The sequence below is a fragment of the Thiomicrospira cyclica ALM1 genome (assembly GCF_000214825.1).
Lineage (GTDB): Bacteria > Pseudomonadota > Gammaproteobacteria > Thiomicrospirales > Thiomicrospiraceae > Thiomicrospira > Thiomicrospira cyclica.
Genome location: NC_015581.1, coordinates 1,605,592 through 1,621,712, shown reverse-complemented (window position 1 = coordinate 1,621,712; position 16,121 = coordinate 1,605,592). Strand labels below are relative to the sequence as shown.

Genomic DNA, 16,121 nt, shown 5'->3' with positions numbered 1-16,121 from the left:
TTATGCTTGTTTCGAGAGTAAATAGGCAACGAGCGCAGGCACAGGTCGTCCACTAGCACCCTTGTTAGCCCCAGATTGCCAGGCCGTACCCGCAATGTCTAAATGCGCCCAAGGAACGTTTTTGGTAAAGCGAGCTAAAAATTGCGATGCGGTAATGGTGCCAGCTTCACGGCCACCAATATTGGCCATATCGGCAAAGTTGGACTTCAGTTGTTCATCCCATTCTTCACCCAGTGGTAGCTGCCATAAACGATCGTAGGTATAGTCACTGGCGGCTTTGAGTTCGTCAACCAAGGTTTGATCATTGCCCAATACTGCCGAGACATGATGTCCTAAGGCAATAATGCAGGCGCCGGTTAGCGTTGCCATATCAATCACACATTTAGGCTGATAGGTTTGTTGGGCATAGGTGAGCGCATCGCACAAAATTAAGCGACCTTCTGCGTCGGTATTTAGAATTTCGATGGTTTGACCTGATAGGGAGGTCACCACATCGCCAGGCTTAATCGCATTGCCAGCGGGCATATTGTCTGTGGCCGGGATAACGCCTACCACATTGACCTTTGGCTTGAGTTCGCCCAGTGATTTAAATACACCGAGTACCGTTGCGGCACCACACATGTCGTATTTCATTTCGTCCATTGCCGCTCCGGGCTTCAGCGAAATCCCGCCAGTATCGAAGGTAACCCCTTTGCCAACCAGTGTAATCGGTGCGTCTTGGTTGTTAGCGCCCCAGTATTCTAGGCAAATCATTTTTGGCGGTGTTTCTGTGCCCTGCGCTACGGCCATAAAGGAGCCCATGCCCATCGCAATCATTTCATCGCGTTCTAAGACCGTTGCTTTAAAGCCATAGTCTTTTGCTAGTTGCGTGGCGGTATCGGCAAGGTAGGCTGGTGTGCAAATATTACTCGGTAGGTTGCCCAGATCTTGAGTTAGCGCCATACCTAAAGCGGTCGCTTGACCTTGCTGAGCGGCCAAGGCTAGGCTATCCGTTGACGCGAGTGGGTAAGTAATGCTGGTAATAGCCGATTGTTTTGGGGTGTGTTCACCGCGGCTAGGGTGGCTGTAGTCATAAAAGCTACGTTGCCAACTTTGGGTATGCTGTAATACTGACCAGGCCTGGTCACAATGGCTTGGAAAGTATAGAACACTGGCATCAATAATATGTTTAGCACCGGTGTTTTCAAGTGCTTTAACCGCGGCTGCTTGTGCACTGAGCACTTTCTTAACCGTGAGTTTGTCGCGCTCACCGAGTCCCACAAGCACTAAGCGTTGAGAATGACTGCCTGAGGCAAATACAAGGCGTGTTTCGGCTAATTTGCCAATAAAGTCGCCCTGTGTCACTAGGGCAGCGACCAAATCTTCAACACCAAATTGCGCCAGTAACGGATCATTGAGCTCGTTTTGATAGAGGGCGATGATTAGGGTGTCTGCTGTTTGATTGTTAGTTGCAAAGTCGATCGCTACTGTTTTCATGGCCAAATTCCTATAGGTTGTTGAGTGGGTCTAGAATGCGATTAGAGTCCCGCTAAGTCGTTAGATTCTGCTGTTATAATGGTCACTATTCTAACGTGAGAAGCAATGATTGTGCGTATTCTCGATAAATATCTTTATAAAGAACTTCTGCTGACCCTCTTGGCAGTATTGCTGGTGTTATTGCTGATTGTTTTTGGCACCGAGGCCACGCGATTATTGGCCATGGCCGTGGAAGGTAAGTTATCGTCGGCGATTCTTGGTCAGGTTTTATTATTGCAACTTCCTGCGGCACTTGAGATGGTCTTACCCTTAGTGGTTTTGTTAAGTGTGTTGATTGCATTTGGGCGTTGGTATCAGGATCGAGAAATGGTGGTCTTGCAAGCCTGTGCCGTGTCGCCTGGATATTTACAGCAGCGTCTCATTTGGTTTTTGGTGCCTGTTGCGATCGCCTTGGCCTTTGTGAGTTTGCTGTTAACCCCTTGGGCCGTTAAGCAAGAGCGCGAGCTGATATACCTGGCCAGCGTCCAGGCGCCCTTAGCGGGCTTGGTGGCTGGGCGCTTTAATAGTCTGCCACAGGGGCAAGGCGTCCTGTATGCTCAGCGCATCGAGAGTGATGGTCAAATGCAGCAGGTCTGGTTGCAACAGCAAACTTCGGAAGGGGATCGACTTGTTATGGCACCGAATGCTCGTTTTGAGTGGATTGATGACCGTCTGGCATTGGTGTTACTGGATGGTTGGGCCTATGAGGGTGTCGTGCGCGGCGAGACTTTACGGGTGCGGCAGTTTGAGCGGTTTGAAGGATTTTTGCCGGCGTTACCGGTACCCAATATGACACCGCTTCAAGAAGAAATGACCATCACTGAGCTTTGGCACGCGGGAACACCGGAGGCGATGGCATTATTGCAGTGGCGATTGGTTTTACCTTTGAGTGTGTTGGTATTGGGTTTAGTGGCTTGGCGAATGAGTAAAACCGATCCGCGCCAGGGACGGTTTGGCAAAATTTTCTTAGCAATCTTTATTTATATTCTCTATCTACAATTATTATTTACCTTTAATAGCTGGGTACGCCAAGGCATCTGGCCGGCATTACCAGGCCTGTTTATTGTGCCAGCGATGACACTATTTTTGTTATGGTTGTTGCCGAGACTGCGTGTTATTAGGAGACTGGCTTGAAAAAAATCGAGTGGTATTTAGCGCAGCAGCTGGTCCTGCATATTGGTTTGGTGATGATGGTGGTTCTGATTATTCTCGGATTTTCAGAGTTTATGAATCAAGTGACCAATTTACGTGAAGATTACACACTGAACAAAGCGGCCGTTTTTTCGCTGTTAAAAATGGTGGTGTTTTCCTATGAAGTTTTCCCGATAGCTTTGCTAATCGGTACTCTTTTAGCCTTAGGAGGGCTGGCTAACCGCGCGGAGTTAACCGTTTTACGTGTCACCGGCTGGTCGGTAAAGCGGCTCTATTGGGCGGTGATGAAGGTGGTATTGGTGTTGTGGCTGTTAATGGCATTGGTCGGTGAGTTTTTGGCGCCGATTAGTGAAAGTTACGCCACTCAGTTGCGAGCCGAATCATTAAATCGCTCGCTATCAGTCGGCGGGCGAGAAGGATTTTGGTTGAAAGAGCCGCATCAGGTAATTCATATAGAGCGCGTAGTGTCGCCAACCCATTTGCGCAATGTAACCCTTTATCAGCTTGAAAGCGAGCGTTTAACTGGCTGGGTTCAAGCTTCAAACGCCTATTTTATAGGCCAAGATAAGTGGCAACTGGAACGTCCGAATTTACAAGCCATCTCATGGCAAACTGTGCCCGATTTACCCAAGTTACAAGATCAGGGGGTCAGAATGTCACTGACGCAACAAACGTTGCAGAATGCCACTTTCCCATTACCCATTAGCGCAGATTTAATTCAACGACTTCAGCTTGACCCACGCTATATGCGGGTCGATGAATTACAGCGCTATATCCGATTTCTTGATGCGAATGATTTGGATGGTCATGTATATAAGTTGGCCTATTGGCAAAAATGGGCGGTACCCATAACAGTGATGGCGATGATTGCGCTCGTGTTGCCTTTAGTATTAGGTTCGACTCGATCTGTCAGTATGGGACAGCGTATTTTTGTGGGCTCACTGATTGGTTTGAGCTTTTATTTGGTTAACCAATTTGTGGGCAATATGGCGGTGGTGTATCAGTTGTCGCCGTTACTGGGCGCCTTTCTTCCTTCATGTTTATTATTAGTGATTGCGTTGCTGGCGTTACGACGGGTGCGATAAGCAAGGTTGCAGGTGCCAGTCTATGTTGACACCAGAAGGAGTGACTTTTTTCTCATGGTTTTATCCTTAAGGGGCGTGTAAATAAATTGTTGGGATATTACAATAAGAAATATTGATGGTTACATCATTGTTGTTTATGAAAATTAATAAGTTTTTTATCTGGGTATAAAAAAGCCTGCTTTAAGCAGGCCTGGTGATGGTTATTAATGCTGTCGATGCGTTTAGAATTGGAAGCTATTCGGGCGTATTTGTAGACTGTGCAAGGGGGCTACGTCTGTTTCAAATAAAGACTCTTCAATCCATTCTTCATCACTGATACGGGTTACCAGTGTAGCTGAGATAGCTGGAGTTTGACCAACAAAGGCCAATAGACGGCCACCGAGTGTTAGTTTGTCATAATAGGCTTTGGGGATACTTGTAATTGCCCCGGTGATTAATATGGCATCGTAGCTTTCCCCGTCAGGCCAATCTTGGCTAGCATCACCCTGGTGCACGGTTACATTGTCAATACTGGTCAAGTTCGCCTTGGCTTGTTCTGCAATACTGGCGTACCATTCGACGCTGGTAACCTGTTGAGCTAGTTGGCTGATTAAGCGGGTTAAATAGCCAACACCGGTGCCTACTTCGAGAACGCGGTCTTGCGGATCGAGGTCAATGGCTTGCAAAATTTTTGCTTCAATTTTCGGGCTGAGCATGAACTCGCCTTCGCCGATTGGAATTTCTAAGTCACTGTAGGCCAGTTTATGCTGGCTTTCTGGTACGTAAAGGTGGCGAGGTGTGGATTCCAGAAGTGCAAGAATTTCTGGATCTAGAACATCCCAAGGACGAATTTGTTGTTCAATCATAAAAAAACGGGCTTGGTCAAAATTCATCGCGCCTCCTTACTGTCTAGATTTTTTAAAGTGGCATGATTATAACGATTTTGAAGCATAAGTTCGTGACTTTTAATCATTTTTCTCAACAACAATGCACTAAAAAAGTCTTGTGTGGTATCATTATCGGCTTACTTTTATTCCGTTTCTTATCTTTCTAATGTGTCAGGTGACGTAATCATGCCAGTTATAACTTTGCCGGATGGGGCTCAGAAAATCTTTGATCAAGCCGTAAGTGTGCTTGATGTTGCACAATCGATAGGCGCAGGCTTGGCGAAAGCGACGCTTGCCGGTCGAGTTAATGGTCGCCTGGTTGATGCAAAAGATATGATTACTGAGGACGCCACGTTAGAGATTGTGACGCTTAAAGATCCGGCGGGCTTAGCGATCATGCGCCACTCCTGTGCGCACCTGTTGGGTCACGCGCTTAAGCAATTGTTTCCACAGGTTAAAATGGCTATCGGTCCGGTCATTGACAATGGTTTTTACTATGACGTAGATGCCACTGAGTCACTAACCCCTGATGATTTGGTGGCGCTTGAGCAGCGTATGAAGGCTCTAGCGAAGACGGGCTATGCGGTTAATAAAGTGATGACGCCACGTGATCAGGTGATCGAGACCTTTAAAGAGCGCGGTGAAGAATACAAGCTTGAATTGGTCAATGATATGCCCAATGAAACCGAGTTTGGTCTTTATCACCATGAAGAATATATCGATATGTGTCGTGGGCCGCATGTGCCGAATATGACGCATATTAAAGCCTTTAAATTAACCCATTTAGCGGGTGCTTATTGGCGCGGTGATTCCAATAACAAGATGCTACAACGTATTTATGGGGTGGCGTTTGCATCGAAGCAAGAATTGGATGCTTACCTAACGATGATGGAAGAGGCTGAAAAACGCGATCATCGTAAATTGGGTAAGTTGCTAGACTTGTTTCATCTTGAAGATATTGCACCAGGTATGGCGTTTTGGCATCCAAAAGGGACCATGCTGTACCGAGTGGTTGAAGACTATATGCGTCAGCAAATCCATGAAAATGGCTATGAGGAAATTCGTACGCCATTCATTATGGATCGTATTCTTTGGGAAAAATCAGGGCACTGGGATAAGTTTAAAGACAACATGTTTACCACCCATACCGAGCACCGCGATTATGCCGTTAAACCTATGAACTGCCCAGGTCATATCATGGTTTATAACCGTCAGTTGCACAGTTATCGTGATTTGCCAGTACGTGTGGCTGAATTTGGTACCGTGCATCGTAATGAATCGTCGGGTACGTTACATGGCTTAATGCGAGTGCGCTCTTTTACGCAAGACGACGCGCATATTTTCTGTACCGAAGACCAAATTAAAGATGAAGTGCAAGGTTGTATTGACCTGGTTTACCAAACTTACGAAGACTTTGGCTTTGATAAGATTGAAGTTAAGTTCTCCACGCGTCCAGAACAGCGCGTTGGTAGTGATGAAGTATGGGACCAGGCGGAAGCAGCGCTCGAGCAAACCTTGCGTGATGCTGGACTTGAGTATGACCTACAGCCGGGCGAAGGCGCATTTTATGGCCCGAAAATCGAGTTTTCATTGCGCGATTGTATCGGGCGTGTTTGGCAGTGCGGTACGATTCAGTTGGACTTTTCTATGACTCAAGGCGAGCGTTTAAATGCCGTTTATGTGGGTCAGGATAACGACAAACATCATCCAGTAATGATTCATCGGGCTATTCTAGGTTCGTTGGAGCGTTTTGTTGGGATTTTGATTGAACATTATGAAGGGCGATTCCCAACCTGGCTGGCGCCAGTGCAATTGATTGTCGCGCCAATTTCACAATCTCATAGTGATTATGTGACCGAATTTGCTGAAAAACTAAAAAAACAAGGGTTTAGAGTCGAAACAGACTTGAGAAATGAGAAGGTTGGGTTTAAAATTCGCGAGCATACTCTTCAGCGCGTACCCTATATTCTTGTCGCAGGTGATCAGGAAGTGGCCGATCAAACCATTACGGTTCGGGCGCGAAATGGTGAAAACCTCGGTTCGATGACGCTAGACGCATTGTTGAGTCATTTGTCTGCCGATGTGGCCCAGTTAGGCCGCAGTAATGGGCAGCCGCACGATTAATTTAGCTGGAGGATAAGGCTATCGCTGTAAGAAGAGGTCGTCCAAGACCGCAACAACCCGAGTTACCGAAAGATAATATTAACGACGCTATTTCGGCTAAAGAAGTGCGTTTAATTGATGCCGAAGGCGAGCAGGTGGGCGTGGTGGCTACACCCGAAGCGCTGGCTATGGCCGAAGCAGCGGGATTGGATTTGGTTGAAATTGCAGCGAAGGCCGAGCCGCCAGTTTGCCGGATAATGGATTACGGTAAGTTCATTTATCAGCAACAAAAGAAACAGCACGATGCTAAGAAAAATCAAAAGCAAGTGCAGGTTAAAGAAGTTAAGTTTCGCCCAGGAACTGAGGAAGGGGACTATCAGGTCAAGCTTCGCAACCTGATGCGTTTCCTTGAGCAGGGTGATCGGGTTAAGGTAACCATATGGTTCCGTGGCCGTGAAATCACTCATAAGGAACTGGGAATGAAGATGTTGGATCGTATCAAAGGTGATGTTGAAGAGGTTGCGACCGTTGAACAAGAGCCTAAGATGGAAGGTCGTCAAATGCAAATGATGATCGCGCCAACAAAAAAAGGTAAATAGCTTCGGCTAATTACCGCTACAACAATCGGCTTCAGTAGCAATACTGTCGACTGGTGCAGCTCCCTCAGTGCTGTTCGTTGTTCCGACCGATTTTGCGTGTAAACGCCAAATCATATTGTTTAAGGCAGATAGTGAAAGCTATCCAAATGCGGAGTTTGCAATGCCAAAAATTAAATCACACAGTGGCGCAGCTAAGCGCTTCAAAAAGACCGGTTCAGGCCGTTTCAAGTGTAAACAATCTCACTTGCGTCATATCCTGACTAAAAAATCAACGAAGCGTAAGCGTCAGTTGCGTGCGCCTAACATGATCCATGACCATGATGTGGCAATGGTTCGTCGTATGTTACCGTACCTATAGTCAAGGAGTTAAATCATGGCAAGAGTTAAGAGAGGCGTTACCGCCCGTGCTGCGCACAAAAAAGTAATGAAGGCTGCGAAAGGTTACTACGGTGCCCGTCGCAAGCAATTTACCACGGCTAACCAAGCGGTTATTAAGGCTGGTCAATATGCTTATCGTGACCGTCGTCAAAGAAAGCGTCAATTCCGTCGTTTATGGATTGCACGTATCAATGCGGCCGCACGTATCAATGGTATGACCTATAGCCGTTTTATTAATGGGTTAAGCAAAGCCGGTATTATGGTTGACCGTAAGGTTTTATCTGATATCGCGATTCATGATGCTGCTGCCTTCTCTGCGATCGCAGCGAAAGCAAAAGCCGCACTCGCTTAATTTATTAAGTGGTTGATCCGAAAAGGGGCGTAAGCCCCTTTTTTGTCAATGGAAACTTTAATTTTGTCGAAAAAATGATCGATGAGTTTTATATGGAGCCTAACCAGGCCTGGTTATAAGTTTCATCAATATTTTTTCGTTTAGGAAGCCTGGCATGCAAGAAAAACTAACCGCAATTTTAGCGCAAGCCAAAGATACCGTTGCGCGCGCGACACAACTTGCTGAAGTTGAGCAACTTCGTGTTGATTTATTGGGCAAAAAAGCTGAAGTAACCGCTCTAATGAAAACACTTGGACAACTTTCAGCCGAAGAACGCCCTTTAGCCGGACAACAGATTAATGAGGTTAAGCAAGCTATTCAGCAACTGATTGCTGAAAAAAAGCAGGCGCTTGAAGCCGCTAAAATGGCGGCTGATTTAGCAGGTGATACTCTGGATGTAACCCTAGCAGGGCGTCGGGTTGACTTAGGTGGTCTGCATCCTGTTACACGCACCTTGCGTCGTATCGAGCAGTTATTTGCCAAAGCGGGTTTTGATGTCGCAACGGGGCCAGAGATTGAAGATGATTGGCACAACTTTGGTGCGCTAAATATTCCAGAAACCCATCCGGCCCGTGCCATGCACGACACCTTCTATATTGATGAATCCACCGTGCTACGTACCCATACCTCAGGTGTGCAAATCCGGATTATGGAAAACCAGGCACCACCGATTCGGATTATTGCGCCAGGTCGCGTCTATCGTTGTGACTCCGATCAAACGCACACGCCGATGTTTCATCAAATTGAAGGCTTAATTGTGGAAAAGAACGCTAATTTCGCGCAGTTAATGCAATTACTGACAGAGTTTTTACAGCATTTCTTTGAAGATGAGCAATTAAAAACCCGCTTCAGACCCTCTTACTTTCCTTTTACCGAGCCGTCTGCAGAAGTGGATATTGCTACGGAGTTGTTTGGTGCGGGACGTTGGGTTGAAGTACTGGGCTGTGGCATGGTGCACCCTAATGTCTTGCGCAATGTTGGCATCGACCCTGAAGAATATACTGGACTCGCATTTGGTTTGGGCGTCGAGCGCCTTGCGATGTTGCGTTATGGTGTTAAGGACTTACGCCAGTTCTTTGAAAACGATTTGCGTTTTTTAAAGCAATTTCAATAAGCCTCAGTAAGCGGAAATGATAAGAAGATGAAAGTTAGTGAACAATGGTTAAGAACTTGGTGTAATCCAAACTGGACAACACAAGAGCTATCGGAAGCGCTGAGTTTAGCTGGGCTGGAAGTAGATGATATAACAGCGGTTGCACCAGCCTTTAGCGGTGTGGTAGTTGCCGAAGTTGTGCGTGTTGATGCGCATCCCGATGCTGAAAAGTTGCGCGTTGCCCAAGTTAACGTGGGTGAAGAGGCTTTGGTACAGATTGTCTGCGGTGCGCCCAATGTGCGTCCGGGAATTAAAGTGCCTTGTGCGAAAGTTGGTGCGGTATTGCCCGACAGTTTTAAAATTAAAAAAGCTAAATTACGCGGTGTGGAATCCTTCGGTATGCTGTGTTCAGCAACCGAGTTAGGCCTAGAGCAAGACTACGATGGTTTGTGGGAGTTGTCGGCCGATTTAACCGTTGGTGAGGATATTCGCCAAGCCTTGGCTTTAGACGACCAATTGATTGAAGTTGACCTTACTCCCAATCGTGCCGATTGCTTGAGTGTTGAAGGCTTGGCTCGTGAATTAGCCGTGGTGAGTGATGCTCCTTTTCAACAACCTTTCGAGTTGTCACCTTTAACCTTGTCTGGCAACTGCCCGCAGTCCGTAGAGATTTTAGATTCGCAGGCCTGCTTGACCTATTTAGGCTGTGTGGTTACTGATTATAATGCCCAGGCCAGCACGCCAGATTGGATGGTTCAGCGTTTAATTCGTAGCGGTTTGCGTCCAATCTCCTTATTGGTGGATATTACCAACTATGTGATGTTGGAGCTGGGACAGCCGATGCATGCGTTTGATGCCGATAAGTTGCAAGGCACTGTACGAGTGCGCTATGCCAAGGCTGGCGAACAGTTGGTCACCTTGGACGAAAAAAATCTAGAGTTACAGCAAAACACCCTATTGATTGCCGATGATAAGGGACCCTTAGCCTTGGCCGGTATCATGGGCGGCCTAGCATCTTCAGTAACCGATCAAACTCAGCGTTTGTTTTTTGAATGTGCCCATTTCACTCCTGCGGCGATTGTTGGTAAAGCGCGTCAGTATGGTTTGCATACCGATTCGTCGCATCGTTTTGAACGCGGCGTTGACCCGGCTTTGCCAGCTAGAGCTTTGACGCGTGCCTTAAACCTATTGCAATCGATTGCCGGTGGCAAGGTGACCGAATGGGTTACGGCGGGCCAAAGTGCATCCGCCCAGCAACCGAGCATTCAACTGCGTCGCAGTCGCGTGACCCAATTATTAGGCACCGAGATTGAGGATAGCTTTATTAGTCAATTGTTAGGTCGCTTAGGCTGTCAGGTTACTGTTGGTGCAGACGGCTGGCTGGTGACGCCTCCCTCCTATCGCTTTGATTTAACCATCGAAGTGGACTTGATTGAAGAAATTGCACGTGTGTATGGCTATAACAATCTAGCGATTAACCAAGCGGCAATGCCATTGAACCTGAAGCCCCTACCTGAAAGTGAGCAGGAGTTGCATGTACTGCGTATGGCGTTGATTGGTCGTGGCTACCATGAAGTGATTAGTTACAGTTTTGTTGAGGAATCGGCGGTTAAGCAGCTAAGCCCAGAGATTCCGTATGTGCAAGTCAAAAACCCGATTTCAGAAGATATGAGTACCATGCGTACCTCGCTCTTCCCAGGTTTATTAGGGGTGTTGAGCTACAACCAAAAACGCCAGCAATCGCGTGTACGCGTATTTGAAACGGGTCTTATCTTCTCGTTAGAAGCCGGGCAGATGCAGCAGGTACCAGTGATTGGCGGACTTATTTTTGGCCAGGTTGAACCCATGAGCTGGCAAGGTAACAGTCGCAAGGTCGATTTTTATGACCTAAAAGGCGATGTCGAAGCTCTGTTAGCCATGAGTCATTTACATGACCAGGTGCAGTTTGTGCCGGCACAAAGCCCCGAGTTCCATCCTGGGCAGTGTGCGCAGATTCAATACCAGGAACAAACGATTGGCTTAATTGGGCAGTTGCATCCGCAATGGCTCAAGCCTTTTGATGTGCAGGGACCGGTATTTATGTTTCAGTTATTCCAAGATAGCTTGTTAACCAAACAGGTTCCACAGGTGACAGGAATTTCTAAATTCCCTGAAGTACAACGTGATTTGGCGTTTGTGGTTGATAAAACCTGTCCCGTTGCGACCCTGCTGTCTGCGATAAAATCCCTAGATAATTCACTGATAAAACAGATCCAAGTCTTTGATGTATATGAGGGTACCGGTTTAACGGATTCGCAAAAGAGTGTAGCAATTAGTTTAAAAATCCAACATAATGATAGAACCTTGACCGATGATGAGGTTGATCAGTTGATTCAACAAGTTATAGACCGTGCGCATACGCGTGTCGGTGCTAGCTTGCGATAAAGGAATACCATGGGAACCTTAACAAAAGCCGATATGGCTGAAAAACTTGCTGATATGTATGGTTTTAACAAACGTGAGTCTAAAGATCTGGTCGAGCAGTTTTTTAATGAAATTAGTGAAGTCTTGGTCAGTGGTGAGTGTGTCAAAATTTCGGGTTTTGGCAACTTTGAATTGCGCGATAAGGCATCGCGTCCAGGACGTAATCCACGTACCGGTGAAGAGGTCGCCATTTCAGCCAGGCGCGTAGTGACCTTTAAACCCGGACAAAAGCTCCGCATTCAGGTGGACAATTACACAGGCTAACCTATGGATAAGCAATGGATAAGCAGCCGCAACAATTAGCGATTGATATTGAGTTGCCCGACAAAAAATACTTTACCATTGGTGAGGTGAGTGAGATTTGTCAACTTAAATCCCATGTGCTGCGCTATTGGGAACAGGCGTTTCCGCAGTTAAAACCGAGCAAGCGTCGTGGTCGACGCTACTATCAAAAAAGTGATTTGTTGCTATTGTTGGAAATTAAAAGCTTGCTTCACGATCAAGGCTTTACCATCCCAGGTGCCAAAGCCCGTCTAGATCAAGTACATTCCGCCCATAATGCGCTTTCAGAACAGCGATTAGAGGCACCGCAACAAGATATGCTGGGTCGTTTAACCCAGCTTCATCAAGATGTTGTTGAGTTTAAACACTATATTCAACAAACCTACTGAGTTACTCACCAAACCATTTCAGCGGCTTGATTAATCAAGCCCTCTCTCTAGATGATTAGTCACTTCTCGATAAACCCAATCTACATCAATTCACTCAGTGTGTATAGCATGGGCATTTTTTGTAGTTTCAGCTGTCCGGCAAAATTAATACAGCGCGGGTGATCCACTTTATTTTTGAGTGTTTCCGCTTTATCAAACTCAGCCGATAACCTGGAAAATAACTCTAAATTCACCGTGGCATCAATCTTATTGCGCCGAGACCAGGCGATAAAGCGCAGGCTATCCCAAATTAATAAGGCTAATTTTTCTTCGCGCAGGGTAAAGATATTTTGCTTAGGAATGGTGTTAAGCAAATCCAGGCTGGGTTTGCCAGCGGCGGGTCTTAATCAATCAAAAACTTTCGTAAAGACGCTGGTGATCACGCAGATCGGAATCCCTAGGTAATAGTCTATTTTACGCATCGTATCGACTTTCACAGCTAGGCTCTCTATAAGAGTTTATGTTTGTTGCGCACATAAAACACCAGGACTGGTAGTGCCGTAAAAATAAGCAAGATGCCATAAAGAATCGACATCGACATCGCCATCGCCAGCACCAGCGTGGCGTCGATTCCTACGGACATGAATGAAAAAATGAGTGCCCCTTCGCGTAAAACCCAGCCGGCAAAAGACAGAGATAACACGGTCAGTAAAATGGCCGGTGGAATCAAGACCAGATGAGTCACCAAGGGTTCATTAATGCCGACACTATGACCTATACCAAAAATCGTAATCATCGCTCTAACAGGGGCAGTTTGTGTAGCGAGAGTAGCACAAAAACCCCAACAAAAGCCGCCAGTATTAAGCCGTTAACAAGATAATAAATGTGAGAGGGTAATAAGCTCAGATCAATCATATTCGCAATCAAGGTAATGATTGTAAATGAAATGAGCAACCTAATAATATTAGCTAAGGTGCCTACTTATGTAGGTAGTTGAAAGGGCATGCACTATAACAGAATATATTATTTTATTTGCCAGAGTAGACTTTAGATTATGGGTTAGGAGTTTTATTATGATTTTACTTCTCAGTGGATTGTTCTTATTGTAAGATGCGCTGGGCGAATATGATAGGTTACTAATTGTTTTGAAGGAGTTAATAGTTGGCCTAAATCGTTAATTTTAAGTTGTTTTTGTCATTTAAAAAGGTGAGCAAGTGTTTGTATTAAAGCAAGATTCCAATTTCAAAAACTGGGTTGAAACCTTCTTATTGGGCGAATCACCTTACTCACGTTTGTTGGTTGCATTTATAGTTGGATTAATTGCGGTTTTATATCTATGGCCAGCTCTTCAGTTACCATTGTTCGATATGGATGAAGGAGCTTATGCTGCCGTTTCTAGAGAGATGGTGTTAAGTGGTCAATGGTGGGCAACCATGCTTAATGGCGAACCTTTTTTCCATAAACCAGTTTTAATGTATTGGTTACAGGCCTTGGGGCTAGCGATTGTTGGAGATGGTAGCTTTGCTTACCGACTTTCTTCGTTAGTTGCGTTGGGGCTTTGGTTGTGGGCGACTTTTGTATTTGTTGAGCGCCACATCGACAGAGAAACTGCTTGGTACACCCTGTGGATAGCCATGTTTAGTTCCGGGATTGTGGTGGTTTTTAAAGCGGCCATTCCTGATGCTTGGTTAATTCTGTTTATTTCACTGGCGATCTATCGTGGGCTTGACTTTTTGAGTTCAGCCAAAGCCGCAGACTTAAATTGGGCGTTTGTATGGACGGGCTTTGCTACCTTGGCTAAAGGCCCTATTGGTTTGGTTGTCGTAGCCGGAACATTTTTTATCTATTTAATCTTAACTAAAAACTGGCAAAAATTAAAAGAAATGCTGCTTGCCTGGCAGGGCTGGTTGCTACTTGCGCTAATCTCCTTGCCTTGGTATATATTGCAGTTTGTACTATTTGGTCAGGACTTTATTAATGAGTTTTTTGGGGTTCATAACGTCGGACGCTTTATGAGTCCTATGGAAGGACATGGTGGAACTCCCTTATATTATATTGTGGCGTTAGTGATCCTAACCTTGCCTTTCTTTCCATTGTTAGTGCGTTCTATCCTTCCTTGGTGGCGTTGGTCGAAAGCGGAAGAACTAGCTAAGGTATTGGCTATTTGGTTCTTATTGGTGATTATTTTCTTTACACTCGCTGCCACTAAACTGCCACATTATTTAATGTATGGCATTCCTCCAGTTATTATTGCGATTGCATATTGTGCTCGTCAGCATGGAACTCGTTGGGGGTTGGGTCTTACCCTGATAGTTGTTGCACTAGTGCTCACCAGCGTACCTTGGTTAATTGAGTTGAGCATGCAACAGGAGAAGAATCCTTATTTAGTTGATACATTTGGTCTTGCAACTGAGCTGGTAGAACTTCATTATTTTATTTGGATGCTTGTTTTAGGCTTGGCTGGATTGTGGTTAGTCTGGGCTAAATGGGGAAGTTTAGCTAAGATAGTGTTTTCAGGGATATTGATGACGCTTGTTCTTAACTATGCGGTATTAGATTATGCCGCTGAGCTACAACAGAAACCGATTGTTGAAGCGGCTGAGTTTGTAAAATCAAACCAATTAGAGGTTGTTACCTGTTGTATAGAGATGCCGAGTTTTAATGTTGTCGCACAGCAGTTAACCCCAGTTCGTATGCCACAGGCTGGCGAGGTTGTTTTTGGTAAGACTTATGAGTTGGAACAACGGTTTACACAAGTAGAGTGGCTATGGCAAGGGCGTGGGGTTTCTGTTGCTCGTGTGCTTAAGGAATAATTATGATTTCATTTGTCGGTGAAGATATTGCTAAATCAGTGGGTCGGGGGATTAATTTATCCAGTTTGGACAAGGATTTTGCTCAACGTGTAGATTTGTCGATAGTCGTCCCTTGTTTTAATGAAGAGGCCGTTATTCCGGTTTTTTTAACAACACTTATCCCTATTTTACAGTCGCTTGAACTGACTTATGAGTTAGTTTTTATCAATGATGGCAGCCGAGATAAAACACTGGATGTCCTATTAGAGCAAAAACAAACCTACCCTGAAATTCGAATCATTAATTTTTCACGTAATTTTGGCAAAGAAGCGGCGCTATCGGCGGGTATTGATTTTGCACAAGGTAAAGCTTTAATTCCAATTGATGTTGATTTACAGGATCCACCAGAGTTAATCCGAGAAATGGTGCGCATTTGGCAGGAAAAAAATGTTGATGTAGTCCTAGCCAAACGAGTTGATCGTAGTAAAGACAGTTTCTTTAAGCGTTGGAGTGCCAATGTTTTTTATCGGCTGAATAATTTGATTTCTGATAACCGTATTCCTGAAAATGTAGGCGACTTCCGTTTAGTGTCGCGTCGTTGCGTCGAAGCGATTAAAATGATGGGCGAAACTCAGCGTTTTATGAAGGGGGTTTTTGCTTGGGTCGGTTTTAAAACCCAGGTGATAGAGTATCAGCGTGATGAGCGTCAAGCGGGTAAAACCAGCTTTAACGCATGGAAGCTTTGGAATTTAGCGCTTGAAGGAATTACCAGCTTTTCGACCGCGCCTTTAAGAGTGTGGCTTTATTTAGGGCTTGTTGCTTGGCTCTTATCGATTACTTACGGTTTCTGGATTATTTTACGAACTTTGATTTTTGGGGTCGATATTCCCGGTTATGCCTCCATGTTTACCGCCATTTTGTTTTTAGGAAGCACGCAGCTTATCGTGCTGGGTGTGCTAGGTGAATACATTGGCCGAATCTATTTAGAAAGCAAAGGTCGTCCGCTTTATATTGTCGAAAAAGAATATTAAGTC

At 45.5% G+C, this 16,121-nt stretch carries 16 protein-coding genes; 12 read left to right on the top strand and 4 right to left on the bottom strand.

The window, feature by feature from the left end:
- Complete coding sequence (locus THICY_RS07280; protein WP_013835968.1) at positions 1-1,476, bottom strand: leucyl aminopeptidase; 1,476 nt, start codon at positions 1,474-1,476, stop codon at positions 1-3.
- Positions 1,477-1,581: 105 nt separating this feature from the next.
- On the opposite strand from THICY_RS07280, the gene lptF reads away from it, so the two are divergent.
- Both lptF and lptG read left to right on the top strand, forming a co-directional pair.
- The gene (gene lptF, locus THICY_RS07275; protein ID WP_013835967.1) at positions 1,582-2,649 is read left to right on the top strand and encodes an LPS export ABC transporter permease LptF; all 1,068 of its coding nucleotides are present in this window, start codon (positions 1,582-1,584) and stop codon (positions 2,647-2,649) included.
- Positions 2,646-3,752, top strand: a complete 1,107-nt coding sequence (lptG, locus tag THICY_RS07270) for an LPS export ABC transporter permease LptG (protein WP_013835966.1) — start codon at positions 2,646-2,648, stop codon at positions 3,750-3,752. The genes lptF and lptG overlap by 4 nt, the downstream gene beginning before the upstream one ends.
- Positions 3,753-3,973: 221 nt before the next feature.
- On the opposite strand, the gene THICY_RS07265 is transcribed toward lptG, so the two are convergent.
- A complete protein-coding gene (locus tag THICY_RS07265; RefSeq protein WP_013835965.1) occupies positions 3,974-4,624 on the bottom strand; it encodes a protein-L-isoaspartate O-methyltransferase family protein in 651 nt (216 codons plus the stop codon).
- A 180-nt stretch (positions 4,625-4,804) separates the two neighbouring features.
- Between THICY_RS07265 and thrS the strand changes: the two genes are divergently transcribed.
- From thrS to THICY_RS07225, 8 genes are all read left to right on the top strand, one after another.
- The gene (gene thrS, locus THICY_RS07260) at positions 4,805-6,742 is read left to right on the top strand and encodes a threonine--tRNA ligase (protein ID WP_013835964.1); all 1,938 of its coding nucleotides are present in this window, start codon (positions 4,805-4,807) and stop codon (positions 6,740-6,742) included.
- 20 nt (positions 6,743-6,762) lie between these two features.
- A complete protein-coding gene (gene infC, locus THICY_RS07255; RefSeq protein ID WP_083816664.1) occupies positions 6,763-7,320 on the top strand; it encodes a translation initiation factor IF-3 in 558 nt (185 codons plus the stop codon).
- Positions 7,321-7,480: 160 nt separating this feature from the next.
- The gene (gene rpmI / locus THICY_RS07250) at positions 7,481-7,678 is read left to right on the top strand and encodes a 50S ribosomal protein L35 (RefSeq protein ID WP_013835962.1); all 198 of its coding nucleotides are present in this window, start codon (positions 7,481-7,483) and stop codon (positions 7,676-7,678) included.
- A gap of 15 nt (positions 7,679-7,693) precedes the next feature.
- Entirely contained in the window at positions 7,694-8,050 is a 357-nt protein-coding gene (gene rplT / locus THICY_RS07245) for a 50S ribosomal protein L20 (protein WP_013835961.1), read from the top strand.
- Between the two features lie 154 nt (positions 8,051-8,204).
- On the top strand, positions 8,205-9,203 hold the full coding sequence (gene pheS, locus THICY_RS07240; RefSeq protein WP_013835960.1) for a phenylalanine--tRNA ligase subunit alpha: 999 nt from the start codon (positions 8,205-8,207) through the stop codon (positions 9,201-9,203).
- Positions 9,204-9,230: 27 nt separating this feature from the next.
- The gene (gene pheT, locus THICY_RS07235; protein ID WP_013835959.1) at positions 9,231-11,606 is read left to right on the top strand and encodes a phenylalanine--tRNA ligase subunit beta; all 2,376 of its coding nucleotides are present in this window, start codon (positions 9,231-9,233) and stop codon (positions 11,604-11,606) included.
- A 9-nt stretch (positions 11,607-11,615) separates the two neighbouring features.
- The gene (locus THICY_RS07230) at positions 11,616-11,909 is read left to right on the top strand and encodes an integration host factor subunit alpha (RefSeq protein ID WP_013835958.1); all 294 of its coding nucleotides are present in this window, start codon (positions 11,616-11,618) and stop codon (positions 11,907-11,909) included.
- 14 nt (positions 11,910-11,923) lie between these two features.
- Positions 11,924-12,316, top strand: a complete 393-nt coding sequence (locus tag THICY_RS07225; RefSeq protein WP_013835957.1) for a MerR family transcriptional regulator — start codon at positions 11,924-11,926, stop codon at positions 12,314-12,316.
- An 80-nt stretch (positions 12,317-12,396) separates the two neighbouring features.
- On the opposite strand, the gene THICY_RS07220 is transcribed toward THICY_RS07225, so the two are convergent.
- Complete coding sequence (locus THICY_RS07220; RefSeq protein ID WP_041435455.1) at positions 12,397-12,669, bottom strand: hypothetical protein; 273 nt, start codon at positions 12,667-12,669, stop codon at positions 12,397-12,399.
- Between the two features lie 134 nt (positions 12,670-12,803).
- A complete protein-coding gene (locus THICY_RS07215) occupies positions 12,804-13,091 on the bottom strand; it encodes a hypothetical protein (protein WP_041435452.1) in 288 nt (95 codons plus the stop codon).
- 418 nt (positions 13,092-13,509) lie between these two features.
- Here THICY_RS07215 and THICY_RS07210 point away from each other — a divergent pair, with 418 nt between their 5' ends.
- Positions 13,510-15,108, top strand: a complete 1,599-nt coding sequence (locus THICY_RS07210; protein ID WP_013835956.1) for an ArnT family glycosyltransferase — start codon at positions 13,510-13,512, stop codon at positions 15,106-15,108.
- A 2-nt stretch (positions 15,109-15,110) separates the two neighbouring features.
- Positions 15,111-16,118, top strand: coding sequence for a glycosyltransferase family 2 protein (locus tag THICY_RS07205; protein ID WP_013835955.1), 1,008 nt, complete (start codon positions 15,111-15,113; stop codon positions 16,116-16,118).
- Positions 16,119-16,121 lie beyond the last annotated feature (3 nt).

Bases quoted from the DNA above. Each gene is read 5' to 3' on its own strand.
- THICY_RS07280 (WP_013835968.1), bottom strand. From the start codon at position 1,476: ATGAAAACAGTAGCGATCGACTTTGCAACTAACAATCAAACAGCAGAC.
- lptF (WP_013835967.1), top strand. From the start codon at position 1,582: ATGATTGTGCGTATTCTCGATAAATATCTTTATAAAGAACTTCTGCTG.
- THICY_RS07265 (WP_013835965.1), bottom strand. From the start codon at position 4,624: ATGAATTTTGACCAAGCCCGTTTTTTTATGATTGAACAACAAATTCGT.
- thrS (WP_013835964.1), top strand. From the start codon at position 4,805: ATGCCAGTTATAACTTTGCCGGATGGGGCTCAGAAAATCTTTGATCAA.
- rpmI (WP_013835962.1), top strand. From the start codon at position 7,481: ATGCCAAAAATTAAATCACACAGTGGCGCAGCTAAGCGCTTCAAAAAG.
- rplT (WP_013835961.1), top strand. From the start codon at position 7,694: ATGGCAAGAGTTAAGAGAGGCGTTACCGCCCGTGCTGCGCACAAAAAA.
- pheS (WP_013835960.1), top strand. From the start codon at position 8,205: ATGCAAGAAAAACTAACCGCAATTTTAGCGCAAGCCAAAGATACCGTT.
- pheT (WP_013835959.1), top strand. From the start codon at position 9,231: ATGAAAGTTAGTGAACAATGGTTAAGAACTTGGTGTAATCCAAACTGG.
- THICY_RS07230 (WP_013835958.1), top strand. From the start codon at position 11,616: ATGGGAACCTTAACAAAAGCCGATATGGCTGAAAAACTTGCTGATATG.
- THICY_RS07225 (WP_013835957.1), top strand. From the start codon at position 11,924: ATGGATAAGCAGCCGCAACAATTAGCGATTGATATTGAGTTGCCCGAC.
- THICY_RS07215 (WP_041435452.1), bottom strand. From the start codon at position 13,091: ATGATTACGATTTTTGGTATAGGTCATAGTGTCGGCATTAATGAACCC.
- THICY_RS07205 (WP_013835955.1), top strand. From the start codon at position 15,111: ATGATTTCATTTGTCGGTGAAGATATTGCTAAATCAGTGGGTCGGGGG.